At 59.8% G+C, this 25985-nt stretch carries 26 protein-coding genes and 1 tRNA gene; 13 read left to right on the forward strand and 14 right to left on the reverse strand.

The genetic code is table 11. From position 1 onward, the window contains the following. Window positions 1-23 precede the first annotated feature (23 nt). Both JJ869_RS04215 and JJ869_RS04220 read right to left on the reverse strand, forming a co-directional pair. Window positions 24-338, reverse strand: a complete 315-nt coding sequence (locus JJ869_RS04215; RefSeq protein ID WP_292264782.1) for a hypothetical protein — start codon at window positions 336-338, stop codon at window positions 24-26. A gap of 9 nt (window positions 339-347) precedes the next feature. After that, window positions 348-725, reverse strand: coding sequence for a hypothetical protein (locus JJ869_RS04220; RefSeq protein ID WP_292264784.1), 378 nt, complete (start codon window positions 723-725; stop codon window positions 348-350). Between the two features lie 270 nt (window positions 726-995). Here JJ869_RS04220 and JJ869_RS04225 point away from each other — a divergent pair, with 270 nt between their 5' ends. Next, window positions 996-2009 (forward strand): LacI family DNA-binding transcriptional regulator, encoded by a 1014-nt coding sequence (locus JJ869_RS04225; protein WP_292264786.1) that lies wholly within the window; start codon window positions 996-998, stop codon window positions 2007-2009. 155 nt (window positions 2010-2164) lie between these two features. On the opposite strand, the gene JJ869_RS04230 is transcribed toward JJ869_RS04225, so the two are convergent. From JJ869_RS04230 to JJ869_RS04250, 5 genes are all read right to left on the reverse strand, one after another. Continuing rightward, window positions 2165-2977 carry a class II aldolase/adducin family protein gene (locus JJ869_RS04230; RefSeq protein WP_292264788.1) on the reverse strand — a complete coding sequence of 271 codons (813 nt, stop codon included), beginning with the start codon at window positions 2975-2977 and terminating at the stop codon, window positions 2165-2167. Window positions 2978-3049: 72 nt separating this feature from the next. Further along, complete coding sequence (locus tag JJ869_RS04235; protein WP_292264789.1) at window positions 3050-4624, reverse strand: GMC family oxidoreductase; 1575 nt, start codon at window positions 4622-4624, stop codon at window positions 3050-3052. Between the two features lie 108 nt (window positions 4625-4732). After that, on the reverse strand, window positions 4733-5257 hold the full coding sequence (locus JJ869_RS04240; protein ID WP_292264790.1) for a twin-arginine translocation signal domain-containing protein: 525 nt from the start codon (window positions 5255-5257) through the stop codon (window positions 4733-4735). A gap of 56 nt (window positions 5258-5313) precedes the next feature. Beyond that, complete coding sequence (locus tag JJ869_RS04245; protein ID WP_292264791.1) at window positions 5314-5709, reverse strand: VOC family protein; 396 nt, start codon at window positions 5707-5709, stop codon at window positions 5314-5316. Between the two features lie 116 nt (window positions 5710-5825). Continuing rightward, complete coding sequence (locus tag JJ869_RS04250) at window positions 5826-6119, reverse strand: ribbon-helix-helix domain-containing protein (RefSeq protein ID WP_292264792.1); 294 nt, start codon at window positions 6117-6119, stop codon at window positions 5826-5828. A gap of 127 nt (window positions 6120-6246) precedes the next feature. Between JJ869_RS04250 and JJ869_RS04255 the strand changes: the two genes are divergently transcribed. The 5 genes from JJ869_RS04255 (at window position 6247) to JJ869_RS04275 (ending at window position 12094) form a co-directional block, all read left to right on the forward strand. Next, window positions 6247-6918, forward strand: coding sequence for a GntR family transcriptional regulator (locus JJ869_RS04255; protein WP_292264794.1), 672 nt, complete (start codon window positions 6247-6249; stop codon window positions 6916-6918). A gap of 516 nt (window positions 6919-7434) precedes the next feature. Beyond that, complete coding sequence (locus JJ869_RS04260) at window positions 7435-8346, forward strand: alpha/beta hydrolase (RefSeq protein WP_292264795.1); 912 nt, start codon at window positions 7435-7437, stop codon at window positions 8344-8346. A gap of 48 nt (window positions 8347-8394) precedes the next feature. Beyond that, window positions 8395-9576 carry a substrate-binding domain-containing protein gene (locus JJ869_RS04265; protein ID WP_292264796.1) on the forward strand — a complete coding sequence of 394 codons (1182 nt, stop codon included), beginning with the start codon at window positions 8395-8397 and terminating at the stop codon, window positions 9574-9576. 63 nt (window positions 9577-9639) lie between these two features. Next, complete coding sequence (locus tag JJ869_RS04270; protein ID WP_292264798.1) at window positions 9640-11133, forward strand: sugar ABC transporter ATP-binding protein; 1494 nt, start codon at window positions 9640-9642, stop codon at window positions 11131-11133. Window positions 11134-11137: 4 nt separating this feature from the next. Next, window positions 11138-12094, forward strand: coding sequence for an ABC transporter permease (locus JJ869_RS04275; protein WP_292264799.1), 957 nt, complete (start codon window positions 11138-11140; stop codon window positions 12092-12094). A 57-nt stretch (window positions 12095-12151) separates the two neighbouring features. On the opposite strand, the gene JJ869_RS04280 is transcribed toward JJ869_RS04275, so the two are convergent. From JJ869_RS04280 to JJ869_RS04305, 6 genes are all read right to left on the reverse strand, one after another. Next, on the reverse strand, window positions 12152-12838 hold the full coding sequence (locus JJ869_RS04280; protein WP_292264800.1) for an HAD family phosphatase: 687 nt from the start codon (window positions 12836-12838) through the stop codon (window positions 12152-12154). A 33-nt stretch (window positions 12839-12871) separates the two neighbouring features. Continuing rightward, window positions 12872-13816 carry a carbohydrate kinase family protein gene (locus JJ869_RS04285; RefSeq protein WP_292264801.1) on the reverse strand — a complete coding sequence of 315 codons (945 nt, stop codon included), beginning with the start codon at window positions 13814-13816 and terminating at the stop codon, window positions 12872-12874. Window positions 13817-13841: 25 nt separating this feature from the next. After that, a complete protein-coding gene (locus JJ869_RS04290) occupies window positions 13842-14891 on the reverse strand; it encodes an ABC transporter ATP-binding protein (RefSeq protein WP_292264803.1) in 1050 nt (349 codons plus the stop codon). A 3-nt stretch (window positions 14892-14894) separates the two neighbouring features. Then, window positions 14895-15740 (reverse strand): carbohydrate ABC transporter permease, encoded by an 846-nt coding sequence (locus JJ869_RS04295; protein ID WP_292264804.1) that lies wholly within the window; start codon window positions 15738-15740, stop codon window positions 14895-14897. A 3-nt stretch (window positions 15741-15743) separates the two neighbouring features. After that, window positions 15744-16598 (reverse strand): sugar ABC transporter permease, encoded by an 855-nt coding sequence (locus JJ869_RS04300; RefSeq protein WP_292264806.1) that lies wholly within the window; start codon window positions 16596-16598, stop codon window positions 15744-15746. A gap of 132 nt (window positions 16599-16730) precedes the next feature. Beyond that, a complete protein-coding gene (locus JJ869_RS04305; RefSeq protein WP_292264808.1) occupies window positions 16731-18248 on the reverse strand; it encodes an extracellular solute-binding protein in 1518 nt (505 codons plus the stop codon). 254 nt (window positions 18249-18502) lie between these two features. On the opposite strand from JJ869_RS04305, the gene JJ869_RS04310 reads away from it, so the two are divergent. The 7 genes from JJ869_RS04310 to JJ869_RS04340 all read left to right on the forward strand — a co-directional run bounded on the left by JJ869_RS04310 (window position 18503) and on the right by JJ869_RS04340 (window position 25694). Next, complete coding sequence (locus JJ869_RS04310; protein WP_292264810.1) at window positions 18503-19834, forward strand: homoserine dehydrogenase; 1332 nt, start codon at window positions 18503-18505, stop codon at window positions 19832-19834. Further along, window positions 19827-20843: a thiamine pyrophosphate-dependent dehydrogenase E1 component subunit alpha gene (locus tag JJ869_RS04315; RefSeq protein ID WP_292264812.1), complete on the forward strand. Its 1017-nt coding sequence runs from the start codon at window positions 19827-19829 to the stop codon at window positions 20841-20843. Before JJ869_RS04310 ends, JJ869_RS04315 begins: the two co-directional genes overlap by 8 nt. Window positions 20844-20845: 2 nt before the next feature. Then, on the forward strand, window positions 20846-21850 hold the full coding sequence (locus tag JJ869_RS04320) for an alpha-ketoacid dehydrogenase subunit beta (RefSeq protein ID WP_366510401.1): 1005 nt from the start codon (window positions 20846-20848) through the stop codon (window positions 21848-21850). Next, window positions 21850-23163 (forward strand): acetoin dehydrogenase dihydrolipoyllysine-residue acetyltransferase subunit, encoded by a 1314-nt coding sequence (locus JJ869_RS04325; protein ID WP_292264814.1) that lies wholly within the window; start codon window positions 21850-21852, stop codon window positions 23161-23163. The genes JJ869_RS04320 and JJ869_RS04325 overlap by 1 nt, the downstream gene beginning before the upstream one ends. An 84-nt stretch (window positions 23164-23247) precedes the next feature. Next, window positions 23248-24222 carry a sugar-binding transcriptional regulator gene (locus JJ869_RS04330; RefSeq protein ID WP_292264815.1) on the forward strand — a complete coding sequence of 325 codons (975 nt, stop codon included), beginning with the start codon at window positions 23248-23250 and terminating at the stop codon, window positions 24220-24222. 138 nt (window positions 24223-24360) lie between these two features. Beyond that, complete coding sequence (locus JJ869_RS04335; RefSeq protein ID WP_292264817.1) at window positions 24361-25065, forward strand: hypothetical protein; 705 nt, start codon at window positions 24361-24363, stop codon at window positions 25063-25065. 11 nt (window positions 25066-25076) lie between these two features. Beyond that, entirely contained in the window at window positions 25077-25694 is a 618-nt protein-coding gene (locus JJ869_RS04340) for a hypothetical protein (RefSeq protein WP_292264819.1), read from the forward strand. 141 nt (window positions 25695-25835) lie between these two features. Here JJ869_RS04340 and JJ869_RS04345 read toward each other — a convergent pair. Next, a tRNA-Arg gene (locus tag JJ869_RS04345) sits at window positions 25836-25912 on the reverse strand. Between the last annotated feature and the right edge of the window lie 73 nt (window positions 25913-25985).

The raw sequence follows: 25985 nt of genomic DNA on the forward strand, positions 1-25985 counted from the left end.
AACCGCTAAATCATTGAAATAACTCAGCCAGCCACCCTCAATTCAGGCGAATTTCGGCGGATTTTGTCGAACTTGGGTTCCCACGCTGTCACGGCCTCGTCGGACGCAAACGTGCGCACTACGCCGTTGGTGTAGGACGGGTAGAGATAGCCCTGGAAGAAGCGGTGCTTGAGACCCTTCGGACCCGCCGGGAAGCCGAACTTGGGTTCACCCACGGCCGCATGGACATTCGCCGACCATTCGATCAGCTGGTCATAGGTCAATGCGTCGATATCCGCGCCTTCAGGCAGGTATTGCAGCGCTTCCTTGTTGGCCGCCATGATGTAGCTGGCTTGCATCCAAGGGATTTACTGCATGGTGTCGGTGCCAAGTTTGGCCAGTGTGTTGAACGTGGCCGAGGCGGAGGACACACCCAGATCGTCGAGATCAACCAGATCATCGGGGTTCATTGCCGAGAAATCACCGTGCAGCGATCCGAGGACACCAATGCTGCCAGAACCCGCCTGCAATTCAGCCTGCAGACGGGTGAGCCATGGGCCACCTTCGTTTGGCTGGTAGTCCACGCCGCCCGCAAAACCCGAAAGCACCTGCTCTGTCATGGACTGCGCTTCTTCGGCAGGACGTGCCTGCGTGGACCAGAAAAGAACGTCGGCCTGAGCGGCAACCGCAGCGCATGACATGGCTATGGCGGATGCTGCGCCGAATGTTTTTGAGAATAGGGTCATGTTTCCTGCCAGATTTTGACCTGTGGGCTGACCGGATCGGCATTGCCCGTGTCGTCTGCGCCAAGTCGGGCTTGGCTGTTTCGGCGTTGACGAACTGCCCGCAATCGGCAGCGCGAATCTCCCCCTTGATGTTGGACAACGATATATCGTTATATCATCATCCAACCAAAAATTTTGGGGAAAACAAGCAAAAACCAGTAGTGAATATTGATTTCAAAGCGATTTACAGGCATTTTTTGAATTATCGTTATATCAAGTCAGAGCGGATTCGTGACCCCCAAACCCACTCTCAGCACCGTCGCAAAAGAAGCCGGCGTGTCGATTCCGACCGTGAGCCAGGTCATGCGAGGCACGGGTCGCATCTCCGACGAGACCCGCGAAAAGGTGCTGAACGCCGCCCGCAAGCTGCATTATCTGCCGAATTCCCGTGCAGCCGCGATGCGGTCGGGCGAGAACCGGGAAATCGGGTTCGTGATCAATCAGCTGGGCAACCCGTTCAATGCCGAAGTGGTGGGTGGCGTCGTCGATCTGCTTGAGGCCGAAGGATATCTTGTGTCTGTCGTCGACACCCGCGACGACCGAGACCGCCAGAAACGACAGCTTGAATCCTTCATTCAACACGGGCGTGGCGGCCTGCTATGGGTGCCCGCCGTGGATACCTCGCAAGACACCTTCGACATGCTGGCCGCACAGCGCATTCCCGTCGTCACTTTCCTGCGTCATGTCCGCCGCGACCTGGATCACGTCGGCATCCGCAATACCGAAGCCACGGCCACCGCCACACGGTATCTCGCCGACCTTGGGCACCGGCACATCGCCTATCTGGGCGGGACCGACGAAACACTGGTCCGCAAGGAACGTATCGCAGGCTACAAACAGATAGTGGCGGAGCGGAATCTTGGTCCCGGCCTTGTCTGGAGTTGCGAGGACAACAAGCTTGCCGGTCTGAACGCAATGGGCGCTTTGCTTCAGGCCCATCCCGAGATCACGGCGGTCGTCTGCAATGGTGACATGGTCGCGCTTGGCGCCTGCCTTTCGCTGAACCGCGCAGGGAAACGGCCCGGCGTTGATGTCTCCGTATTCGGGTTCGACGACATTCAGGATGCAGCCGTGGCAACGCCTGCGCTGACGACCATGGCGGTCTCGCCACACAAGCTTGGCCGCAAACTCGCGCGCGCCCTGCTGGATCGCATTGCCGACCCGGACATGCCGCCCGTCGTGTCGGAGATCTCGGCCGAGCCCATCATCCGCGACACCACTGGCGCCCCTGCCCGTTCAGCATAGCCGTGCGGTCAAGACAGAACCGCTTCTTGTGCGTTTTTTTGACGAAATATCAGAATCTTACAGCAGTTCGCTAAACCTTCCGTCGTGACCCCGGATGTGGTCACCGATCCCTTCGATGCGCTGTCCAGAGGCACGCGTGCCTTGCAAGAGGTTCCTCAGAGCAACATGTCGGGTTGGTCGATGATCAGTTGGTTCCAGATCGTCTGAAAATGCAGCCACCCGATATAGTCGCTACCCACATGCTCGCGGCTGTAGCGCGCGCGGTCGTCGGGGATGCGGATCGGCGTGATGCCGGAGGCGGCAATGTCGAGCTGTTGCTGGCAGCAGCGCTCCAGAGCGATGAACCAGAACGCGGCCGAGTCGATGCTGTGGCGGCTTGCGGTCAAAAGTCCGTGGTTCTGATGCAGCGCGGCTTTCACACCCTTGAAGGCTTTGGCGACGTCTGAACCCGCGTGGTTCTCCACCGCGACCTGTCCGCCCTGCTCGCCGATCACCACATGGTCCTCAAAGAACGCACAGGCGTCCTGCGTGAAAGGGTCGATGGGCCGCCCCGTCGCGCACCAAGCGGTGCCGTAGGTTGTGTGGGCGTGGCACATGGCAATGATGTCGGGATGTTCCTCATGCACATTCGCGTGCAGCACGAACCCCGCGCGGTTCACGGCATAGTCGCCTTCGATTACCGTGCCTTTGTGATCCACAAGGATCAGGTTCGACAGCTTCACCTTGTCGAAATGAATGCACATCGGGTTGGTCCAGTAAAGCTCCGGCCGTTCCGGATCGCGCACCGTCAGGTGCCCGGCAAAGCCATAGTCGAACCGCTGTTGCGCAAAGGCGCGGCACGCGGCCACCAGCCGTTCCTTGCGGTGCTGGCGTTCGGCTTCGATACTGTCGAATTCCGGTAGCTCGGGAAAAATCAGCCCATCCTGTTCAGGCTGGTAGATCGAAACGCGGTTCCCAAGATCGAGCATGATAATGCTGCCTTCTGCAAATTGTATCAGATGGAAAAAAAACGGCGCCCCCGAAGGAGCGCCGTCCATGGCTCAGAGGTTCTGCGCGCTCATTTCCCGCGCGATGTGGTCCGCTTGCCGGATCGCCAGCGCCACGATGGTCAGCGTCGGATTTTCCGCGGCCCCGGTGGTGAATTGCGAGCCATCCGAGATGAACAGGTTCGCAATGTCGTGGGTCTGGCCCCACTTGTTCACCACACCGTCGCGCGCGTTTTCGGACATCCGGTTGGTGCCGAGGTTGTGCGTCGACGGATAAGGCGGCGTCGGGAAGGTGCGGGTTGCCCCAACCGCCTCGTAGATCGCCTGACCCTGCTTGTAGGCATGGTTGCGCATCGCGATGTCGTTCGGGTGGTCGTCGAAATGCACGTTGGCCACCGGCAAACCGTACTTGTCTTTGACGTCATGGTTGAGCGTGACGCGGTTGGTTTCCTGCGGCATGTCTTCGCCAACGATCCACATGCCCGCCATGTTCTCGTAATGATCAAGCGCGGAGGTAAACTCGCGGCCCCAACCACCCGGATCAAGGAAAGCCGCCATGAAGGGCAGACCCAGAGACAGGGTCTCAAGCTCGTACCCGCCAACGAACCCGCGCGATGGGTCATGGCGTGCCTCGTCCTGGATGATGCCCGCCATCGTGGTGCCGCGCCACATCTTCACCGGCTTGTCGAAGACGCCATAGACCGACCCGGTCATGTGCCGCATGTAGTTGCGCCCCACCTGACCCGAGCTGTTGGCCAAGCCGTCCGGAAACATCGAAGACGCAGAGTTCATGAGCAGGCGCGGGCTTTCGAAGGAGTTGCCCGCGACGCAGACGATGCGCGCCTTCTGCATCTGCAGCGTGCCGTTCGCGTCATAATATTCGACGCCCGTGACCTTGCCCGCTTCGTTGTGCAGAATGCGGGCGACATGGCTTTGCGGACGCACTTCAAGGTTTCCGGTCGCCTCACCCTCGGGGATCTCGTGATAGCCAGCTGACCATTTCGCACCCCATTTGCACCCCTGAAAGCAGAAGCCAGTCTGCTGGCACATCAACCGTGCGTTGTCGTCATTGCGCGACGTGATGGCCATTCGGCCGGTGCTGACCTCTTTGTAGCCCAGCGCCTTGGCGCCCTTTTCGAAGACGAGGTAGTTGTTGTTGCCCGGCAGGCCCGGACGATTGCCCGTACGCGTCACGTTCAGCTTGTCTTCGGCCAGCGTGTACCACGGGTCCATCTCGGCCGCGTCGATCGGCCAGTCGAGCAGGTTTGCCCCCTGAACCGGACCATAGGTGGTTGCGGCTTTCCACTCGTGCTCCTGAAAGCGCAGGCTGGCGCCAGCCCAGTGCTGGGTTGTGCCGCCCACGGATTTCACGATCCATGCGGGCAGACCCGAAAAATCCTTGGCCACGCGCCAGTCACCGCTGGTGGTACGCGGATCGAGCCAGGCCAACTGGCCAAAACTTTCCCATTCATCGTTGATGAAATCCTCGGGCAGATGCCGCGCGCCAGCTTCCAAAGCCACGACGCTTATGCCCTTGCGGGCCAATTCGCTTGCCACGACACCGCCGCCGGCGCCAGTGCCGATAACAACGACGACACTGTCGTCATTCAGATCAAAAGGTGCAGTCATATGTGTTCCTCCCGGAACCGGCCATCATTGCCCCCGCATCGGTCGACCCGGTCTCGTCTCCTAGCGGTCACGAGAGGTCGCCAAAGCAGGCAACGCGGCGGGTTTCGATTATAGCCAGTTGATGTCGTTGAAACCGCGATCGATGTAACCGCCCTGCGAGAAGGACTCGCCCTCGTAGCCAAAGATCGGCCAGACCGCCTTCTGGTTATAGAGGCCTGTGACCAGTCCGCCGCGGATCTGCTGGAAGAACGCGCTGTCCTCCATGCCGCGCAGAATGTCGACGCGGTCGCGTTCCCATCCCGTGGCGAGATAGCTGTCAAAGCCCTTGCCCTGAGCGGCCGCATTCAATGCGGCAATCCCGGCCGTGATCCCTGCGGCGGCATCGGCGCTGTCATAGCCCTTGACCGCGATCACATAGTATTCATCGGCCACCTGATCATGCGGATAGATATCGCGCGCCATCTGGACAAGCGTGGCAAAGGTTTCTGCATCGAGATGCGTGGCTTCATAGGCCCATGCCGCGTCAGGCGCGGCAAGGAACCCGGTCCCGACGACAAAGGACGCACCCGCAGCACTTGCGCGCTTGAGCAGGTCACGCCGGGTCAGCCCACGCAGGCTTTCTTTCTGTGACATGTGTAGTCTCCTCCCTGTTTGATGTGCACCCGTTGGGTAGGACGGGTGCGGCCTGATCACTTGAACCGCCCACCGCGTTCGAGCACCTCGATCTGGTACCCGTCCGGATCGGCGACGAAGAAAAACCGGGCGATCACCTCGCCTGCCGGTGCAAAGGACACGAGTTTGCGGGGGTTGAGGCCTTCCGCCTCGAACCGGGCATGCTCGGAGTCCAGATCGGTGACCGAGACAGCAAGGTGGCCGTAGCCGTTGCCAAGATCGTAAGGCTCGGTCTGACCCTTGTTCACGGTCAACTCGAGTTCGAACTCGGTTTCGGGATTGCTCAGATAGATCAGCGTGAAGTCCGGGAAATCGAGCCGGTCCGCGACTTTGAGGCCAAATGCCTTGTCGTAGAACGCGACCGACCGCTCCTCATCAAGAACGCGGATCATCGAATGGATTTGCTTGGCCAAGGGTGACTCCTGCGGTTGGTTTCTATGTCCATTCGCAGGGTAGTCGGGTCGTCAGGGGGCACGGGTAGTATGCCTGTACTACCCGCCTATTTTTTGCAGATGACAGTGCGTGGGGCTCATTCCGCCGCCATGGCGTGTGCGGTGCCGGATTGATTGAGTTCCATGAATTTCAGGCAGGCGCAGCGCAGCAACGAGGTGAAGTTTTTCGGCTCGCCGCGACGTTCCAGAACTTCGGAATGCAGGGTCGATATGAACATCGGGGTCGATACGCCATCGCGGGCCGCAATTTCGTCAAGCGTTGCCCAAAACGCGTTTTCGAGGCGAATTGACGTACTTTGACCGTTCAGGCGTAAACGCCGCGTGGTGCTTGTGTAGCGTTCGGGATCTTGTCCCGCAAAGACTTCACACATGGTTCATCCTCCCAAAAATCATGCGTTAAGCATTCAACACGTATTTCGTATACGAAATTTTTATTTTAATCTATGGCTTCGAAAAAGACATGCGACCAAGGTCTGGTCTGCGTGTTAAAGGATGGACATGCAGACGATAGAACAGCCCAAATCGCTGACCGAGCAAACATACGATATCCTGCTGAATGCGATCTGTTCTGGAGAGTTCGAACCGGGGGAGCGGCTCAATCAGGACGAGATCGCAGCCCGCCTGAAAGTCTCGCGACAGCCGGTGAACAGCGCGATCTCCCTGCTCAAGGCCAACGGGTTCGTCGAAGACACCGGACGCCGGGGTGTCGTGGTTTCACGCATCAGCCCCGAGCAGTTCCTCTCGATCTACGAATTCCGCAGCGCCGTCGAACCCTTTGCGATCCGCCTCGCACATGAGCGCAAACCGGCGGATGCCGCACAAGAGGCGGAGATGATGCTCAAACGCGGTTGGGAAGCGGTGCGATCCAACGATCCGCATCAGCAGATTGCTGTCGATTTCGAGTTCCACGAAATGATCTACACTTGGGCCGGCAACGACACCATCCAGACCACGATGCGCACCAACTGGCATCACATCCGCCGATCCATGGCGGTGGTTGTGCGCGGCGTCGTGTCGGCCGACACCTCATGGACGGAACACAGCCGGGTGATCGAGGCGTTGATGCAAGGCGATGTCGCCCGTGCCGAAGACGAAATGAAGGCGCATATCGATCACGCCATGGCCAAGACGGTGAACCGTCTTTCGGAGACGGAAGCAGCACCGTCGTAAGTACCTCAAAAGACATCGCGCACCCGAAACCTGCAGCTTTGTTCGCGCGCAGAACCCGGTTCACTTTTTGCCCGCGACCCGTGCGAAACCAACGGACAGAATCGGTTTCACGCCTCGCAGAGTGCGGTTCACCCAGAGATTCAGCCGATCGGAAGATCAAGAACATATAATGATACTACATTTCAAATGTTCTTACATGTGTCGAGGTGGACAATTCCCCAGGCAGAGCGCACGCAACGTGATCGACTGAGTATCCTCCAATTTTTGAAATAATATTCTGTTTTACATAGATTTATTTTTCTCAATATCACATTGAGCTACCCACCCCGGAACACGCAAGCTGAGCGTTTGAAATTTTTATTTTGACATTTGATCTAATGTTAGAACATAAGTTCACAACCGCAGCACATGTTCAGGCGGCGTAAGGGACACACCCAAAGCCACCCTGACCGACCGCGAACACAAAGACCCCGCAACGTGAAGAGCATGGTCAAAGGCACCTAAAGGGAGGGAAAAATGGCCGAGATTTTCGATCATACAGGCGCACCGGTGAAGCATGGGCGTGCCCGCGTGAACGGCATCCGGATGCACTACGTGACTGCCGGTCAGGGCGAACCCCTGCTGCTGGTCCATGGCACACCCAAGACCAACTACTACTGGCACAAGCTGATCCCGCTGCTGACCGAACATTTCACCGTTGTCGCCCCCGACCTGCGCGGCTTTGGCTACACCGACAAGCCCCCCGTCAGCGAAGGCTATGACAGCCGCACCAACGCGCAGGACCTCGCAGAGTTGATGACCTTCCTTGGCCATGACACGTTCCATGTGCATGGCGAAGACCGCGGCGCGGAATTTGCCTATGTGCTGGCGGCAACCGAACGCAAGCGCGTCAAGACCCTGTCTTTCTGTGAAATGCTGCTGTCGAGCGAAGGTCTTGAAGAAGCGTCGTTTTTCACCCCCGACAACATCACGTCCCAGTTCCGCCAAAGCGGCGTCTGGGTCTGGCACATCCCCTTCTTCTGGATCCCCCACCTGCCCGAGATGCTGATCAACGGCAAGGAACGCGAGTTCTGGGAATTCTGGATCAAGGCCGAGACCTGGAACCCCAACGCCATCACCGAAGAGGCGATGAACGAGTGGGTCGCCAGCCTCAAGGCGCCGGGTGGTCTGCGGGGTACGCTCGAAACCTATCGCGCCGCCTTCAAGAACGCTGAGATCGTGCGCGAATTGCGCAACGAGAAACTCACCCTGCCCATCATGACCGTGGGCGCGCCGGAATTCTTTGGACCGCTGGTCGAGGAACAGATGGCGCGACTGTCCAACGGCGTCGAGAAAGCCGCCGTCTTCGAGGAATGCGGTCACTCACTTGCGCTCGAAGCGCAGGATCGCCTTGCGGCGATGCTCAAGGAATTCATGCTCGACCGCTGATCGGCGGTCACCCCCTTAACGCGAAAACTTCCATCGGAGGAGACCAAAATGAAGTTGACCCGTAGAACCCTCATGGCCACTGGCGCAACCGCTGCCATCCTTGGCCTGTCCCTGCCCGCCTTTGCGCAGGAAAATATCGGCGATGTCCGTCACCCGCTGTGGTACAAGGCGCCGACAGAACGCACGCTGGAGCTGGCCAAGATCGACGATCTGTCCCAGACCGTCGTCAGCCTTGGACCGCGCGGTGAGGAAGGTGTGCTTTACACCGAGATCCAGATCACCGAAGAGCAAAAAGAAAAGATCCGCGCAGGCAATTTTACCGCTGCGATCTCAATGGGTTGGCTGGGTGACGACTGGGCCTCGCAGCAGCTTCTGGGCCTCAAGGAAACCTTTGCCGATCTGGGCATCGAAGTGGTCGCAGAAACCAATGCGAACTGGGAAGACGCACGCCAGATTTCCGACCTTGACGCGATCTCGGTTCTGAAGCCCGATCTGGTGGTATCGATCCCGCTGAACACCGCGACCACCGCATCCGCGTTCCAGCGCCTTGCCGATGCCGGTTCGCAGACCGTGTTCATCGACCAGGCCGCCGACGGCATGCAGCCCGGTGAGGACTACGTGTCGGTGATCTCGTCCGACAACCTTGCCCTTGGCATGTATCTGGCTGACCTTTTGAACGACGCAGTCGGCGGCAAAGGCGATGTCGCGGCGATGTATTACGCAAACGACTTCCACGTGACCAATCTGCGCTACATCGGCTTCATTGCCCGCATGATCGCCAAGTATCCCGATCTGCAACTGGTCGCTGCCGCCGGTCATGACAACCCGAACAAGGGTCAGGAAGTGGCACAGGCCCTGCTCGCCCGTTATCCCACGCTGCAGGGTGTTTACGGGTCGTGGTCGATCCCGGCGATGGGTGCTGCCACAGCCGCCCGCATCAATGGCAAGCGTCCGGCGGACTTCAAGATCGTGAACGAGAATTTCGATCAGATCGTCGCCGCAGAGATGGCTGCCAACAGCTTCATCGCCGGCATCTCGACCCAACAGCCCTACACACAGGGCGTGACCGAAGCGAGCGCCGGTGCGCTGGCGCTGATCGGCGAAAGCCTGCCCTCCTACATCTCGGTGCCGCCGGTTCGTGTGAGCCGCGACAACCTCGCCGAGGCGTATGAGAAGATCTACCGCATCCCGTTGCCGGAAACGATGCAAGCCGATCTGGCCAGCAACTGATGCAGCTTGCCGTACGCCACGCCTCCCCGTGGCGTACGGCTTGTCCGTGAGGAGGAGCACGACATGTCGACAGATGTTTTGACCATGCGGGACATCGACAAGGCGTTCAACGGGAACCCCGTGCTGCGCCATGCCGGGTTCACTCTTCGCAAGGGCGAATGCCATGCCCTGATGGGCGAAAACGGCGCGGGCAAGTCCACCCTCATGAAGATCCTGACAGGCGTCTATCAGCGGGATGCCGGCATCGTGCAGATCGACGGACAGGATGTCAGCTTTGCCGCACCCCGCGATGCAGAAGCCGCCGGGATCGCGATGATCTTTCAGGAATTCAGCCTGATCCCCACCCTGACCGTCGCCCAGAACATCTTTCTGGGTCACGAGCCGAAACGCGGCAACAACATCTTCATCCGCGATGCGGAAATGATCCGCCGCGCCCACGAGATCCTGCGCGAATTCGGCGAAAACATCGACCCGCGCTCCCGTGTCGAAGACCTGAGCGTCGGCGCGAAACAGATGGTCGAGATCGCCAAGGCGTTGTCCAAGAACGCCCGAATCATCGTGATGGACGAGCCCACCGCTTCGCTGTCCGAAAGCGAGGTTGAGACCCTCTTCCGGCTGGTGAACCAGTGGAAAAAGCAAGGCATTTCCATCGTCTACATCTCGCACCGCATGGCCGAGATTTACCAGATTTGCGACCGTATCACCGCGATGCGTGACGGGCGCGACATGCTGACGGCCGACACAAGTGACGTGACAATGGAAGAGCTGATCCGCGCCATGCTTGGCTCTGACAGCACCGCCGCGTTGGATTGGGTCGCGCGCGACGTCGACATGACGGCGGCCCCCGTTCTCGAGGTCGAGAACCTGCGGGTGAACGGATATGTGGACGACGTGAGCTTTGATGTCCGCCCCGGCGAGATCCTTGGACTTGCCGGACTCACCGGTTCGGGCCGCACCGAGATTGTCGAGGCCATTTTCGGCATTCGCCAGATTGACGGCGGGTCTGTCCGGATTGATGGCCATTCCGTGCGCAGTAATCGCGATGCCATTGAGGCAGGCGTCGGGCTGGTGCCCGGGGACCGCCGGACACAGGGCCTAATTCTGGATCACAGCCTTCGGGACAACGTGATCCTGCCGAACCTTGCCCGCTTCACGCGCAACCTGTTTGTCGGGGACACGACCGCGCGCGCGGCATCCGACCGGCATATCGCGGACCTCAAGATCAAGTGCGAAGGCCCGGAACAAGAGGTCTACCTTCTGTCCGGCGGCAATCAGCAAAAGATCGTTCTCGCCAAGTGGCTGGAGCGCAAACCCAAAGTCCTGATCCTTGATGAGCCGACCATCGGTGTCGATATCGGCGCGAAATCCGAACTGGTGCGCAAAGTACGCGAGATCGCGGATGCAGGCACGGCGGTTGTCGTCATTTCATCCGAATTCGAAGAGCTGCTCGCGATCAGCGACCGGCTGCTCATCATCTACGATGGCAGCGTGATCGGGAACATGAACCGCAAAGACGTGCAATCTGAGGAGGCTCTGCACCATGCAGTCCAAGGCTGACCCCATGCCGCAAGAAAGATCGTTCCATCTCGGACGCATCAACTGGCGCGAAAACATCGTTTACATCTGCTTTGCCGGTGTGCTTCTTTTCTTTGCCGTCACCATTGGCGACAAGGGCTTCCTGACGGTGTCGAACCTCTTCAACATCGCCCGCACAACCGCGATGATCGCGGTGATTTCCATCGCGATGACCTTCATCATTTCGTCAGGCGAACTGGACCTGTCCGTCGGTTCGACTGCCGCGCTGGCGGCGCTTGTGTCGGCGCTGGCGATACAGGCGGGATACGGATTTGTCGGCGGCGTGATCGCAGGATTGCTGTGCGGCGTGGCGGTCGGTCTGGTCAACGGGTTCTTCGTCACCGCCCTGTCGATCCCGTCTTTCCTTGTGACGCTGGGCATGATGCAGCTGGTGCGCGGCATCGACATGCGGATCACCTACACCAACCCCGTGCCCGTGCGGAACGAGACCTTCGACATGGTGTTCGGCCCCGGCACGATCGGCGTGGTCCCCACCCTGTTCCTCTGGGCTGTTGCCGTGGCGATCCTCGGCCATGTGGTGCTGCGCTATACACCCTTCGGTCGGCAAGTTCTGGCCACCGGAGGCAACCGCGAAGCGGCGCGCTATTCCGGCATCAACACCAAGCGTGTGAAAATCATCTGCTTCCTGATCACCGGTGTCGGCGCGGCTTTGGCCGGGATGCTCTGGACCGGGATGATGGGAACCGCGCGTTACAACTTCGGCGAAGGCGCGGAACTCGCCGCCATCGCGGCTGTGATCCTTGGGGGAACAAGCCTGTTCGGAGGCAAGGGCACGATCATCGGCACTTTCGTGGGCGCCCTGCTGATCGGGACCATCAACAACGGTCTGATCATCATGGGGCTGGACGTGTCCGAGCAGATGATGGTGGCGGGTGCGATCATCGTTCTTGCGGTCGCCTTCGGCAAAAAACCCAGCCGCTGAGATTTGACCAAATGGTAAAAAAGGGCGCGGGGCCGGATCGGCCTCGCGTTTTTCCTGTCACATGAGGTGTCCGGACAGGACCAAATCCCGAAACCTATCCAGACGATCCACAATCGACACGCAGCCTGCTTGTCTGAGCGTATCCGCGTGATCGTCGCGCCGACCTTCAAAATGCCCACCGCCGACAAACCCGACAGGTGTCATCCCGGCGGCCAAAGCGCCTTCGACGCCATGCGGGGAATCCTCGATCACGATGCAATCGCCCGGCGCACGACCAATCACCTTGGCTGCCAAAAGAAAGAGGTCCGGCGCGGGTTTGCCATGTTCGACCTGGTCAGAGCTGCACGCGCGGCCTTCGAAGAAGCCATCAAGTCCCGTTGTGCGCAGGGCCAGCGCCATTCGTGCCTTTGAACTGCCCGTGGCGACCGCCATGTGACACCCGGCATGATGAAGGGCTGACAACAGGTCGTATGCGCCGTCGATTGGGTTCAGGTCGGTCGGGTACTGATCCATCAGAACTCGGTCAATACGTTGCGCGAAGTCTTCGGGCGCAGGCCGCCCTGCCCTGTCTGCAATCAATTCGGCGATGCGCGACATCTTGAGGCCAAGCACCTCTTTCCCCAAGTCGCGCGGATTCAGGTCTTGGGCACCCAGACGGTGCGCCTCGTCGGCGATGGCCTTGAGCGACAGCACTTCACTGTCCACAAGGCAGCCGTCGAGATCGAAGATGATCGCGGGGGGCATTCAGTGGCTTTCGTTAGGGTGTTGCAGACCGGATCACGCGCGGATCGGCGTGGTCTCCATAAAGGCGATGGTGTTTTCGAGCGACGACACAACCGCCTGGGAACCAAGCCCCATTGCGTTCTGTGCCGAGGATGCCTGTCCGAAGCGGATGCAGTCCTCAATGGAACGGCCCAGATGCAGCCCGGTGGCAAAGCCCGCGTTGAAGCAATCGCCGCAGCCACAGGTGCAGACCACATCGATCTTGTAAGATGGGATGTCGATCTTCTGACCGCGCTGATCGCGGTACATGGCCCCATCTGCGCCAAGCGTCAGGATGACAGCACCGACGCCCTGATCCAGTAGGAATGCGGCGATCTGTTCATAATCGGTCATGCCCGACAGGGCCATCGCCTCTTCCTCGGACGGCATGAAGTAGTCGGTATGCGCCAGAAGCGGGCGGATCAGTGGGAAATCCTCGGGAGTTGAGGCGAAGACATCCAGCGTGGTGGTGATGCCGCGGGCCTTGGCCTCGGCCAGAAGTTCGGCATTGCGCCCCTGGTCCATCGCGTCCATGAGGCCGACGCCGCCGATGTGCAGGATTTTGGTGTCCAGAACCCGGTCCATTTGGTCATCAGTGACATAGAACCCCGCCGTCGCACCGCGCTTGTGGAGTGCCGGGCGCGCCCCATCGGGGCGGGTGGTCACAACACTGGACGAGGTGGTCATGTCGGGGATGCGCTGCATCATCTCGGTATCGACGCCGAAGTCGCCAAAGCGACGCAGGACCCAATCGCCCATCAGGTCATTGCCGACACCGCCCACAGCCTGAACCTTAAGCCCATGCTTGGCCGCGACGATGGCCGCTGAGCCCGCAGCGCCGGACACAGCCAACGTAAATTCATCGACGAAATAGGTGTTTCCGCCGGGGGGGATTTCGGTCACCGGGCGGCACAGCGCGTCAAAGGTGTGAAACCCCATCGAGGTATAGTCAAAGGTCATGGGTTGTTCTCCATCCTGTGCGGCGTCAGCGCAGGCGCTGACCGGAGGCCGTATCGAAAAGGTAAATCCGCTTGGGATCAAAGCCGACAGACGCGTCGGAATTCAAGTCCGCGCGATAGTCGCGATGGGCCTTCACCTCGATCAGCTTGTCCCCTGCCTTGAGCGTGAGATAGGTCATGTCGCCCGTCGGCTCGACCCCGTAGACGCTGCCCGTCAGATGACCGGCCTCGGCCGTCACCGCGCAATCCTCGGGGCGCACGCCCAGAGTGACCTTGCCGTCATGTTTGGCGGGCAGCCCCTCTACGCGGACACCGGGCGCTGTGAAGATGCCCTGCTCCATCCTGCCTGCGATCAGGTTCATAGGCGGCGCACCGATGAAGTTGGCGACAAAGGTGTTCGCGGGATCGTTGTAGATCTCGTCCGGCGTGCCGATCTGCTGGATCGCGCCCTTGTCCATGATCACGATGCGGTCTGCGAGCGTCATCGCTTCGATCTGGTCATGGGTCACGTAGACGGTGGTGATCTTCAGCTCGCGCTGGATATGCTTGATCTGCACGCGCATGTGCTGACGCAGCTTGGCGTCGAGGTTCGACAGCGGCTCGTCCATGAGGAACGCATGCGGTTGGCGCACGATGGCACGGGCCAACGCGGCGCGCTGGCGCTGACCGCCTGACAATGCGCTGGGTTTGCGGTCGAGGTAGTCGACCAGTTCGACCAGTCCTGCCGCACGGCGGATCAGGGCATCATGCTGCTCCTTCGGAACGCCGCGCATGCGCAAGGGAAAGCGGATGTTCTCGTAGATCGTCATGTTGGGATAGAGCGCGTAGCCCTGGAACACCATCGCCACATCCCGGTCGCGGGCGTCGATGTCGTTCATCACCTCGCCGTCCATGACGATCTCGCCTTCGGATGGCTCTTCAAGACCTGCGATCATGCGCATGGTGGTGGTCTTGCCGCAGCCCGAGGGGCCAAGGAAGACGACGAATTCCTCATCCGCGATGTCGAGGTTCACGTCCCGGACACCCCAGATGGCGCCCCAGCGTTTCTGGATGTTGTTGAGTTGGATTCTTGCCATTTCTTATCCTTTGACGGCCCCCATGGTCAGACCGCGTGAGAGATGTTTCTGGATCAGCACGACAACCAGGAACACCGGGAGGAACGCGAGGAAGGCGACCAGCGCGATTGCATTGTAGATCACACCGTCCGACCCGCCGGTGAAGTTCGCCAGCGCCACCGACATGGTGTAGGCGTCGGGCGTCGAGGCGATGAGCAGCGTGAAAAGGAATTCGTTGATCGCGAAGATCATCGCGATCACGGACGCCGTGATGATCCCGGGCAGGATCGCCGGAATGATGATTTCCCAGAGAATGCGCAATTCCCCCGCCCCATCGGTCTTGGCGGCGTCTTCCAGTTCCTTCGGGATGTCCAGCATGTAGGACCGGATGATCCATGTCACAAAGCTCAGGTTGATGGCGGCATAGATCAGCATCAGCGCCCAGATCGTGTCCAAAAGCCCGAAATTGCGGAACAGGAAGAAGATCGGCACCGCAACGATGGCGGGCGCCATCATGCGGGTCGACAGGATGTAAAACCCGATATCGTCCCGCCCTTTGTATTCGAAGCGCGACAGCGAGTAGGCGGCGGGGATCGCCAACACGAGGTCGATGATCACCGACCCGATGATGGCCAGCACCGAATTGCGCAGGTATTTTCCCATCGGCCAGTCTTCCCAGATCATATGCCATGCATCGAGGCTGAAGGTCGGGAAGTAGATCGGTTGCGGCGTGATGATCTCGGTCCGGGGGCGCAGGCCGATGGACAGGAACCACAGAACCGGAACAAGGCAGAACAAAGCCCATGCGCCAAGGATCGCGTAGCGCAGGGCAAGGCTTTCGCCGCGGGAACGTTTGCGGGCAGATGCCATGGCTCAGGTCCTCGCCGAGACAAAGGCGCGTTTGACGACAAACTGCGCAATGATGATCGTGATGATCAACATGATCACCGATGCGGCCGAGGCATAGCCGAAGTTGAAGAACTTGAAGCCCGTCCGGTATATGAAATAGCTGATGGTTTCGGTACCAAAGGCCGGACCACCCTTTGTGATGATGAAGACGTTGGTGAACATCGTGGTGATGTCGATGGCCCGCAGGATGAGCGCGACCGCGATGATCGGCTTCATCATAGGCAGTGAGATGTTCCAGAAGATCGCATACCAAGATGCGCCATCGAGCCGCGCGGCCTCTTCCACTTCTTCATCCTGTGCCTGAAGACCGGCGACGAAGATGATGAAAAGAAACGGAGTCCATTGCCAGACATCGGCGATGATCAGGATCATCCGGCTGAGCCATGTTGACGACTGCCACGCGACGTTGCCGTCCAGCAGACCGACCCGGATGAACAAATCCGCGACCACCCGTGCGTCCAGAAAGGCCAGCTTGTAGATGAAGGCCACCGCCGAGGGCATGAAGAGCATCGGAATAAGGAAGATGATCCGCCACCCCTGAACCCACGGGTCGCGATAGGCATAGAACGCCAGCGCCAGTGCGATCACGCATTGCAGGATCAATGAAATCGAGCCGATGACAAAGGTGTTCCAGAGCGCGCCCCAGAACTGGTAGTCGCCCATCAGGCGCGTGTAATTGTCGAACCCGGCCCATTGCCACGGTCCGAACTTGACGTTGTAGAAGCTCTGAGTGATCGCAAAGATGCCCGGATAGAGCGTGATCAACATCAGATACAGAACCGCCGGCGCGACCAGTATGTAGGGCAGCAAGGCTTTCATGCGCTTGCTGCGCCGCTTGAATCTGCGGTGCGTCGGCTGTGCCGGGGCAGCGTGTGCCGCCCCGGAGTCCGACAGAGCTGGATTGCTCATGACAATCTCGATCCTGTCCAGTTTGCGCTTAGTCTAAGACCCTTAGAACGGCAAAGACTTGCCTTCGCCGACATAGAGCCCCGGTGCCGCCTGAGCATAGTCTACCGGATCATTGCCCTGATAGAAGCCGTTCGACGACATGATCTGCTTGACCGCAGCCGCCGCGTTGTCGAGCGCTTCTTTCGCAGAGATCTGGCCGACTACGGCGCGGTTGATCTCGTTGCCGATGGCCTGTTCGATCGGGAAGGCCCCGGGAAGACGCGGGCTGCACCATGCGTGATGCAGGCTGTCGCCCCAGACTTTTGCGGGCTGCGACACGGCCTGAAGGTTTTCGTTCTCCAGAACCGACTTGTAACCCGGCGCCACGCCATTTGCGTTGGCTTCGTTCATCGCCATGATCGACGCCGTGGTCAGGAAGCCCAGCATGAGGAATGCACCTTCCGGGTTCTGCGCCGAGGCAGACACGCACGAGGTCGAACCCGCGATGTTCGGCGGGGCAAAGCGGCCACCCGAGATGCGCGGTTCGTAGATCGTGACGAAATCGTCGACGATCTGCGACTGGTCGGGACGCATGGCCTGTGTGCCGCTGTCCTGCCAGCTGATGTTCGTGGCAACCTGCCCGCCCAGCCATGCGGCACGGTTTTCCGGCCAACCTGCACCAGCGTGACCTTCGTTTGCGTTCTTGGCCAGTTCGAGAATGATCTCGAGACCTTTCATGCCCGCATCGCCGTTGAAGATCGGCTCCCAGTTTTCGTCGAACAGCATCATACCGGCCTGCGCCGCAATGTGTTCCCATGTGTAGGTCGACCAGAAGCCGGGTGCCGCCATCAGGCCCACACCGGACACACCGGGTTCCACTTTGTTCAGTTCGCCGGACAGGCGGATCAGTTCGTCATAGGTCGGAACCGAGTTTGCCTTGTCGATCGGACCACCCAGAACCTGCTCGAGATAGCCTTTGCGCAGGTGGACCATCTGAATGTCGCAGTCGAACGGGATACCGTACATCTGGCCGTTGAAATAGCCATAGTTCAGACGGTACGTGTCGTAGAAGTCGTCAAGCGGAAGCTTCCACTTGTCCGCGAACTCCTGCAGCGGATAGAGGAAGCCCGGCGCTGCGAAGTCACCCAGCCAAGGCGAGAAAAACTGCAACGCGTCGAACGAGGCATTGCCCGAAATGAATTCGGCAAGCGCTTTGTCGTAGAAGCTGTCATCCGGGATCGGAACCAGCTCGACCTTGATCCCCGAGAGCGCTTCGAAGGGCACAAGGCCTTCGGCTGCGGATTCGGTGTCGGCGGCACCGATGGCGAAACGAACCGTTGTGCCGGCAAGTTCGGAACGAACAGCCTCCCAGTCAACGGTGCGAATCCAGTCTTTGCTGTTGTCCCAGATCGGCTTGTCATCCGACATGCCATAGAGATCGCGATAATCCGCGCGGACGTATTGCGAGATCGAGATCCCGTCGAGCACGCTTTGCGGATCCGGCAGGTGGCTGGCTGCGAGCAGCTTGCCGCCCCAGGTGGAGCCAGTTGCGGCGATTCCCATGGCGGATGCACTCGCCATGAACGACCGTCTGGATAGTCTTCCTCTGAATTCCATCATTTTCCTCCCTTGATGGCGCAATTACCTATTTTTTTCCGCCTCAAGCAGCCTCCTGTGCGGCGCGAGAGCATCGGAACACCTAATTGCACTTATGAACCATTGTTCACGATCACTCCTTTCGTCAAGAACATTTCTATGTTTTTTGAACATTTTTATTGACTAGACATCAATTGTTCAGGATATTCCCAGCGAACTTCAGCGACAGGAAAAGACGCATGGCATCCAACATCGCACTGACCGGATTGGCGAAAGACCTCGCCGCCCGAGCTTCTTCTGGCAAACCTGTTCGCATCGGACTGATCGGGTCAGGCGAAATGGGAACCGATATCGTGACCCGCGCTGCGATGATGGACGGAGTGGACGTGGCGGCGATCTCGGAGCTCAACGTACCGAACGCACACAAGGCCGTGTCCATCGCCACTGGAGAGGACGGGCACAGTCAGGACGCGACCTCTACTGACAGTCTCAACGCAATCATCGAGTCGGGCAAAACGGCAATCACCGACAATGCCGACCTGATCCTCGAATCGGGACTAATTGACGTGGTGATCGATGCGACCGGCATTCCCGCCGTGGGCGCCGAAATCGGCCTAAGGGCAATGGAGCGCGGCAAGCATCTGACCATGATGAACGTCGAAGCGGACGTGACCATCGGCGCTTACCTGCGCAACGAGGCGGACCGGTTGGGCGTTGTCTATTCGCTGGGCGCGGGCGACGAGCCGTCTTCGTGCATGGAGCTGATCGAGTTCGTGACCGCCATGGGTCACAAGGTGGTCTGTGCCGGCAAAGGCAAGAACAACCCGCTGAACATCGATGCGACACCGGACGCGTATGAGGCAGAAGCGATCCGGCGCCACATGAACCCGCGCCTTCTGGTGGAGTTCGTGGACGGGTCGAAAACCGCCGTTGAAATGGCCGCCATCGGCAATGCCACCGGGCTGATCCCGGATGTGGACGGAATGCACGGACCCGCCGCGGGACCAAAGGAACTTGCGAAGGTGCTGATCCCGCAAAAGGATGGCGGCATCCTGTCAGGGATCGGAAAAGTCGATTACTCCATCGGCAAAGGCGTGTCACCGGGCGTTTTCTGCATCGTGGAGGCCGAACATCCGCGCATCCACGAGCGGATGAAAGACCTCAAGATGGGCGACGGCCCCTACTACGAATTCATCCGCCCCTACCACCTGACCTCGCTCGAAGTGCCGCTGACTTGCGCGCGTTCCGTGCTCTACGGCAAGGCCGACATGGTTCCACTTGAAAAGCCGGTGGTCGAGGTCTGCGCCTTGGCCAAGAAGGATCTGCAGCCGGGCGATACGCTCGACCAGATCGGGGAATACACCTACCGCGCCTGGGCGATGGAAGTGGGTCGGGCGCAAGCCGCGCGCGCCCTGCCCGCCGGGATGCTGACCGGAGCCAAGGTGACGGCGCCGATCAAGAAAGGTGAGCTGATCACCCTCGCCAACACGACCCTGCCGCACTCGCGGTTGGTCGAGCTGCGCCGCCGTCAGGACATGATGCTTTATGGGAAGGACCTTCTCAATGCGTGACACCGTGATACCCAATAACGTGCCCTACGCCATTTCGCGGTACAGTGCGGAGGAGCTGAAAGAGGCTCTCAAAAAGATGTACCTGATCCGCAAATTCGAGGAAGGCGCGGAAGACAGCTACATGCGCGGGCTGATCCATGGCACGATGCACCTGAGCATTGGGCAAGAAGCGTCAGCGGTTGGGTCCTGCATGTCGCTGAGCGACGAGGACAAGATCACCTCGACCCACCGGGGTCATGGCCATTGCGTCGCCAAAGGTGCGGACCTGTCGCGCATGTTCGCGGAATTCTTCGGCAAGGAAAGCGGCTATTGCAAAGGGCGCGGCGGGTCGATGCATATCGCCGACCCAAGCAAGGGCAATCTGGGCGCGAATGGCATCGTGGGGGGGGGTCTACCCATCGCCGTGGGCGCGGCCCTGTCGGCCAAGCGGCTGGGCACAGGGGCCGTCACGATCTGTTTCTTCGGCGACGGTGCGAACAACGAGGGCGCGTTCCACGAGGCGTTGAACATGGCCAAGGTTTGGAACCTGCCGGTGGTATTCGTCTGTGAGAACAACAAGTACGGTATGTCGACCTCGACCGAACGCTCGACGGCGGTCAAGAACATCGCGGATCGGGCGGTGGCCTATGCCATGCCAGGCGTGACCGTCGACGGGAACGACTTTTCCGCCGTGACCGAAGCGGTGGATGCCGCTGTCGAGCGCGCCCGCAACGGTGAAGGCCCGAGCCTTGTCGAGAACGTCACTTACCGCTGGCGCGGGCATTCCAAATCGGACCGCAACCGCTACCGCACCAAGGAAGAGATCGCCGAGTGGCAGTCTCGCGACCCGATTGCCGCGATGGCGAAGCTGCTGGTGGACCACAAGATCGCAACCGAGGACGAGGTTGCAGGGATCGAAGCCGACGCCACCCGGATCATCGAAGAGGCCATCGCCTTTGCGACCGAGGGCGACAACCCGAAGATCGAAGAGGTCACCCGCGACGTCTACACCGAAGAGACTGCATCATGAACATGCACAGCAAGACCGACCTGCGCGAATTGTCCTATGCCGAGGCCATCCGCGAAGCCATGGATATCGCCATGGTCCGCGATGAACGCGTCATCCTCATGGGCGAGGATATCGGAGTTTATGGCGGGGCCTTTGGCGTCACTGGCGATCTGGTCGAGAAATACGGCACTGACCGTGTCATGGACACGCCTATTTCCGAGTTGGGCGGCGCTGGCGTCGCTGTCGGTGCCGCGATGACCGGGCTTCGGCCGATCTTCGAATTCCAGTTCTCGGACTTCGCGACGCTCGGGATGGAACAGATCGTCAATCAGGCGGCCAAGATCCGTTACATGCTGGGCGGCGCAGTGTCGGTGCCTGTGGTCATGCGCTTTCCCTCGGGGTCCGGCACGGGCGCTGCTGCGCAGCACAGCCAGAGCCTTGAAGCGTGGACCGCGCATGTGCCGGGTCTGAAGGTGGTCCAACCCGCGACACCTGCCGATGCGAAGGGTCTATTGCTGGCTGCGCTGGAAGATCCCGATCCGGTGATGATCTACGAGCACAAGATCCTCTACAAGATGAAGGGGCATGTGCCCGACGGCTATTACACGACACCCATCGGCAAGGCGGCGGTGATGCGCGAAGGCAAGGACCTGACCATCGTTGCCACCTCGATCATGGTGCACAAAGCGCTTGATGCGGCCGAGACATTGGCCGCCGAAGGCATCGAAGCCGAGGTGATCGACCTGCGCACGATCCGTCCTATGGACCGCGACACGGTGCTCGCCTCGGTCCGCAAGACCGGACGGCTGGTCTGCGTCTACGAGGCGGTCAAGACACTGGGCGTAGGTGCCGAGGTGTCGGCGATGGTCGCCGAAAGCGACGCGTTCGACTACCTTGATGCGCCGATCGTCCGGCTGGGAGGGGCCGAATGCCCGATCCCTTATAATCCGGAGCTTGAGAAAGCGGTTGTTCCACAGGTGCCCGACATCCTGGAGGCCGCGCGCAATCTGGCAAGGGGACGCGTCTGATGCCAACCGAAGTCATCATGCCCAAGGTCGACATGGACATGGCCAAAGGCAAGATCATGTCGTGGCATATTGCCGAGGGCGAACGCGTGTCCAAGGGCGATCCTCTGTTCGACATCGAGACAGACAAGGCCGCAATGGAGGTCGAAGCGCCTGCCGACGGCATCCTGTACCACACCGCCCCAGAGGGCATGGACATCCCAATCGGCACACCCTGCGCCTGGCTCTATGCCGAGGGCGAAGAGGTGGGCGAACAACCCGCACCGTTTGCGGGGCAAGCCGGGGCCGCACCCAAGCCTGAACCAGTCGCGGCGGACGTTCCGAACGACACCAAGCCCGTCGAGGCCGAATTAGAACTGGTTGACGCCATTGCCGGGGACGCCACGGGCAAGGTCCGCGCCACCCCGCGCGCACGCTCCTTGGCCAGCGGTGCGGGCCTGAACATCGCAGACCTGATCGGAACCGGTCCGCGCGGACGGGTGCAGGCGCTGGACGTCGAAAACGAAATCGCTCTGCGAGACACGCGCCCTGCCCAGCTGGCCGCACCCGTAACATTCAAGGTGGAAACCGGCGCTCTTGCCGTGACCCGCTCAAAAGGTGGCACCGGCACACCCATTGTGATGATCCACGGCTTTGCCAGCGACGCGATGTCCTGGGCTCCCGTTGAGACGCATCTGAAACACCGCCCGCTGATCCGCATCGACCTGCCCGGTCACGGCAAATCGCCGAAACTGCGCATCGACAGTTTCGCCGATCTTGTCCGCGAAGTGCGCCGCGCCTTTGACGATCTTGGTCTCGAGACAGCGCATCTGGTTGGTCACAGCCTTGGGGGTGCCATCAGCATTGGATTGGCCGACACGCGGGCAAAACGTCTGTCTTCATTGACACTGATCGCACCTGCGGGACTTGGCCCGGATATCAATGGCGATGCACTGTCGGGGATCTGCCGGGCCACCCGTGCCGAAAGCCTTGGCCCGTGGCTGCGCAGCCTAGTGGCGAACGAAGACATCGTGACCGACAGCTATGTCCGGCTCGCGATGGCGGGCCGCGAGGACGCCAACCTGCGCGCGGCACAGTCGCGTCTTGCCGACATTCTCTTTCCCGATGGGGTTCAGGCATTCGACCTGCGCGCGGCACTTGAACGGATCGACACACCGACCCGGATCATCTGGGGCAAACAGGACGCGATCATCCCCTGGAAACACGCGCTACGCGCTCCGGGCAAGATGGCGCTTCACCTTTTTGACGGCGTTGGGCACATGCCCCAGATCGAAAACAGTGACGCCGTGGGCCGGATTCTCTCGGCCAGCGTTTGATCAGTTGTTGATTGTCACTCACCGAAAACATCGGTTACCTGTCAAAAGCCAGAGACATAAGCCAGATCACAAGGGGGCGCACCGATGGCAAAATCGCAAGACCAGCTTCGGGTCCGCGCCGCATGGCTTTACTACATCGAAGGCATGACCCAATCCGATGTGGGCAAAAAGCTTGGCGTGAACCGGATCACGGTGACCCGTCTGCTGTCCGAAGCCAAGAAACGTGGCGAGGTTGTGATCCGGATCAAGTCGGAATTGACCGAACTGATCGAACTACAACAACAGCTTCAGGATCACTACGATCTCGAACAGGCCATCGTTGCGCCGATGGAAGCCATCGAAGACGACCCGACACGGGTGATCGCCGCGGCCGCTGGCACCTATGTGTCGAACCTGATGGAAAACGGCATGACCGTTGGCGTGGGTTGGGGAAAAACGCTTCACGCAATGTTGCCCTATATCGAGGAAAAGCCCCTGTCTGACGTGCGGGTTGTGTCCCTTCTCGGCGGCATTGCACAAGCCAGACGCTTCAACCCTGCCGAATTTGCGTGGCAATTCGCCGAACTGTTCGAAGCCGAAGGCTATCTGATTTCTGCCCCGGCAGTTGTGGATTCGCCGCAAACACGGCACGCGCTGTTGGAGAACTGTGGTCTCGATCAAATCCTGCAACTCGCCGAAGCCTGCGACGTGGCCTTGCTGTCCTGCGGCGGGATCACCTCTTTGACCACGTCCTATCGCTCGGGTCACATCACGGAGTCGGACCGTCAATCGCTGATCGCGGCGGGTGCGGTCGGCGATTTCCTGTATCACTTCCTCGACAAGGACGGAAATATCGTGGACCATCCGGTCAACAATCGGTCGATCTCGATGTCGCTCGATCGCTTGAAACGCGTTCCAAGAAAAGTTCTCATGTCGGGGGGCCGGGAAAAGATCGAAATCCTGCGCGCCAGCATCACGTCGCTTGCACCAAATGTCCTGATCACCGATGAGATTACCGCGCGAACCTTGCTTGAAACCGCTGACGCAAAGACCGGGCGCGCAGTTGCCGCAGCGGACTGATATTGGTGATGTCAGGCGCGCTGCCAACCGTCTTGAGGTCGACCGCACAAAGACTGCAAGACATCCGGAAAACGCGGCACCGGTAGAGGCTAGATTGGTCAACCGACCATGTGCTAACATCCAAACGAGGAGGTGGATATGATGGTTGCCAGCCCGAAGAAATTCACTCTCTTGCATGACATGAACATGCCGATCCGCGACGCATTGCGCGGCGTGGTGAACCTTGCGGATGCTACGGAAGACATGCTGGAGCCCGCCTCCAAACTGTTGCCGGAACCGTTGCGCAGTCGCTTTCACAGCGCGATGCAGGCATTCGAGCAAGCCGGCAAACGCCTGCTCCATGCGCCGATCGACATGGAGAGGATCAGCGATGCCGCGCAGTTTGCACGAGGCATCGCGTTGGACAAAACCGGAGTTAGTGCTGCCGCAAGTGTGATCGTGTTCGCCTGGGAGCACCTGAACCAGTCCCGCGTCGACCATCGCCACCTCATCAGTGAAAACATCGTAGCAGACCGATTGTCGCGCTTGCAACCGGACGGCGGCAAGACAGGTTTTGACTTGGCGGCTTCGCTGTTCCTCGACCTGCTGCAATCCTCCGCCATCGGTGGAATGCCCGGGGTGACGCTGGGCATCAAAAGGGAAGAAGAAACCGAAGTCGACTTGGCACTTATGGCGATTGCTGTCTGGCTCGCGTCGAAACGGGCGGACACGCTCGAGGAAGAAGAAAAGCTGCTGGATCTGTCGATGGCCCTTGTCCGCGCCCTCCAGTCAGAAGCGGAAACCGCCTTCAAGAGCCACGCGGCTTTGGCCCATTTTCTTGATGAAACCTCATCGCATCTATAGGATCGGACGCCATGCAAACGCATGATTTGACCAAGACCGACCAACCGCTGCGCAAATCCGCGCAACGTCTGCGGTGGTTTGTCGATGCGTTCGATCAGCAAATCCAGAACACCGAAGCGCAGACGGGGAATGCGTTTTCCGTCGACCGGGGCGCTTTGGCACAAGTGTTTGCCGATTGGCTGAAAGCGTTCGAAGCCCAGAAACCGACGCGGGAAGACGATAAACCCGCCTATGTCGGATTTGCAGCGGGTCTCATGCTCCGCACGCTGATCAAGCACAAACCCGTCGCATTGCTGAAACGCCCTGACAACGCTGACCAGTCCAATCCGGCATATTTCTGGCCTGAGGGATATCTCTATGTCGCATTCTGTCTGAACGTGCGTGGGTTGGTTCTCGAAACAGATTTCCATTCCGCACAACAGCCAAGTGATCGGCTGTCAGACAACAGGACCTGGTGGAGTTTCCGGGAGAACGTGCAAAAGGACCCCTCTCTGGCGATTGCCTTCCTCGACCTGTTTGCCGGAGATGAACCGGAATGGACCATGCCCGAACTGTTCCGAACAGGCCGCGTCGCCTGTATCGCGGAACGGTTTTACGCCAAGGAAGTGACGTCACACGACGATGAGTGACGGCAGCCGTTGGCCGTCGGCATCTGCCTCAGAACGACGCGTAGCACTGGCGTTCGCCTGTTCGCGTGGTCGGAGTTTCCGCTTCAGGTTTGCAGCCCTCGGCTGCCGAAGCCTCTTGGCGCTTGAACAGTATCAATGAAATGGCGCACCCGAGAGGATTCGAACCTCTGGCCTCTGCCTTCGGAGGGCAGCGCTCTATCCAGCTGAGCTACGGGTGCCTGGCGCCTCTATACGCAGAAGGGTTTGGGGGCGCAAATGCAAATCTTGCTCTGCCCCCGGTTTCTTGCAGCG

Origin of the sequence: Marivita sp. (assembly GCF_017643905.1) — a bacterium.
Lineage (GTDB): Bacteria > Pseudomonadota > Alphaproteobacteria > Rhodobacterales > Rhodobacteraceae > Marivita.

What these genes read in the sequence shown, in the direction of transcription:
- JJ869_RS04285 (WP_292264801.1), bottom strand. Translation starts at nt 13,816, where the DNA reads ATGACCTTTGACTATACCTCGATGGGGTTTCACACCTTTGACGCGCTG.
- JJ869_RS04240 (WP_292264790.1), bottom strand. Translation starts at nt 5,257, where the DNA reads ATGTCACAGAAAGAAAGCCTGCGTGGGCTGACCCGGCGTGACCTGCTC.
- JJ869_RS04330 (WP_292264815.1), top strand. Translation starts at nt 23,248, where the DNA reads ATGGCAAAATCGCAAGACCAGCTTCGGGTCCGCGCCGCATGGCTTTAC.
- JJ869_RS04230 (WP_292264788.1), bottom strand. Translation starts at nt 2,977, where the DNA reads ATGCTCGATCTTGGGAACCGCGTTTCGATCTACCAGCCTGAACAGGAT.
- JJ869_RS04215 (WP_292264782.1), bottom strand. Translation starts at nt 338, where the DNA reads ATGCAAGCCAGCTACATCATGGCGGCCAACAAGGAAGCGCTGCAATAC.
- JJ869_RS04320 (WP_366510401.1), top strand. Translation starts at nt 20,846, where the DNA reads ATGCACAGCAAGACCGACCTGCGCGAATTGTCCTATGCCGAGGCCATC.
- JJ869_RS04275 (WP_292264799.1), top strand. Translation starts at nt 11,138, where the DNA reads ATGCCGCAAGAAAGATCGTTCCATCTCGGACGCATCAACTGGCGCGAA.
- JJ869_RS04295 (WP_292264804.1), bottom strand. Translation starts at nt 15,740, where the DNA reads ATGGCATCTGCCCGCAAACGTTCCCGCGGCGAAAGCCTTGCCCTGCGC.
- JJ869_RS04235 (WP_292264789.1), bottom strand. Translation starts at nt 4,624, where the DNA reads ATGACTGCACCTTTTGATCTGAATGACGACAGTGTCGTCGTTGTTATC.
- JJ869_RS04250 (WP_292264792.1), bottom strand. Translation starts at nt 6,119, where the DNA reads ATGTGTGAAGTCTTTGCGGGACAAGATCCCGAACGCTACACAAGCACC.
- JJ869_RS04315 (WP_292264812.1), top strand. Translation starts at nt 19,827, where the DNA reads ATGCGTGACACCGTGATACCCAATAACGTGCCCTACGCCATTTCGCGG.
- JJ869_RS04300 (WP_292264806.1), bottom strand. Translation starts at nt 16,598, where the DNA reads ATGAAAGCCTTGCTGCCCTACATACTGGTCGCGCCGGCGGTTCTGTAT.
- JJ869_RS04310 (WP_292264810.1), top strand. Translation starts at nt 18,503, where the DNA reads ATGGCATCCAACATCGCACTGACCGGATTGGCGAAAGACCTCGCCGCC.
- JJ869_RS04260 (WP_292264795.1), top strand. Translation starts at nt 7,435, where the DNA reads ATGGCCGAGATTTTCGATCATACAGGCGCACCGGTGAAGCATGGGCGT.
- JJ869_RS04335 (WP_292264817.1), top strand. Translation starts at nt 24,361, where the DNA reads ATGATGGTTGCCAGCCCGAAGAAATTCACTCTCTTGCATGACATGAAC.
- JJ869_RS04280 (WP_292264800.1), bottom strand. Translation starts at nt 12,838, where the DNA reads ATGCCCCCCGCGATCATCTTCGATCTCGACGGCTGCCTTGTGGACAGT.
- JJ869_RS04255 (WP_292264794.1), top strand. Translation starts at nt 6,247, where the DNA reads ATGCAGACGATAGAACAGCCCAAATCGCTGACCGAGCAAACATACGAT.
- JJ869_RS04220 (WP_292264784.1), bottom strand. Translation starts at nt 725, where the DNA reads ATGACCCTATTCTCAAAAACATTCGGCGCAGCATCCGCCATAGCCATG.
- JJ869_RS04325 (WP_292264814.1), top strand. Translation starts at nt 21,850, where the DNA reads ATGCCAACCGAAGTCATCATGCCCAAGGTCGACATGGACATGGCCAAA.
- JJ869_RS04265 (WP_292264796.1), top strand. Translation starts at nt 8,395, where the DNA reads ATGAAGTTGACCCGTAGAACCCTCATGGCCACTGGCGCAACCGCTGCC.
- JJ869_RS04270 (WP_292264798.1), top strand. Translation starts at nt 9,640, where the DNA reads ATGTCGACAGATGTTTTGACCATGCGGGACATCGACAAGGCGTTCAAC.
- JJ869_RS04340 (WP_292264819.1), top strand. Translation starts at nt 25,077, where the DNA reads ATGCAAACGCATGATTTGACCAAGACCGACCAACCGCTGCGCAAATCC.
- JJ869_RS04305 (WP_292264808.1), bottom strand. Translation starts at nt 18,248, where the DNA reads ATGGCGAGTGCATCCGCCATGGGAATCGCCGCAACTGGCTCCACCTGG.
- JJ869_RS04290 (WP_292264803.1), bottom strand. Translation starts at nt 14,891, where the DNA reads ATGGCAAGAATCCAACTCAACAACATCCAGAAACGCTGGGGCGCCATC.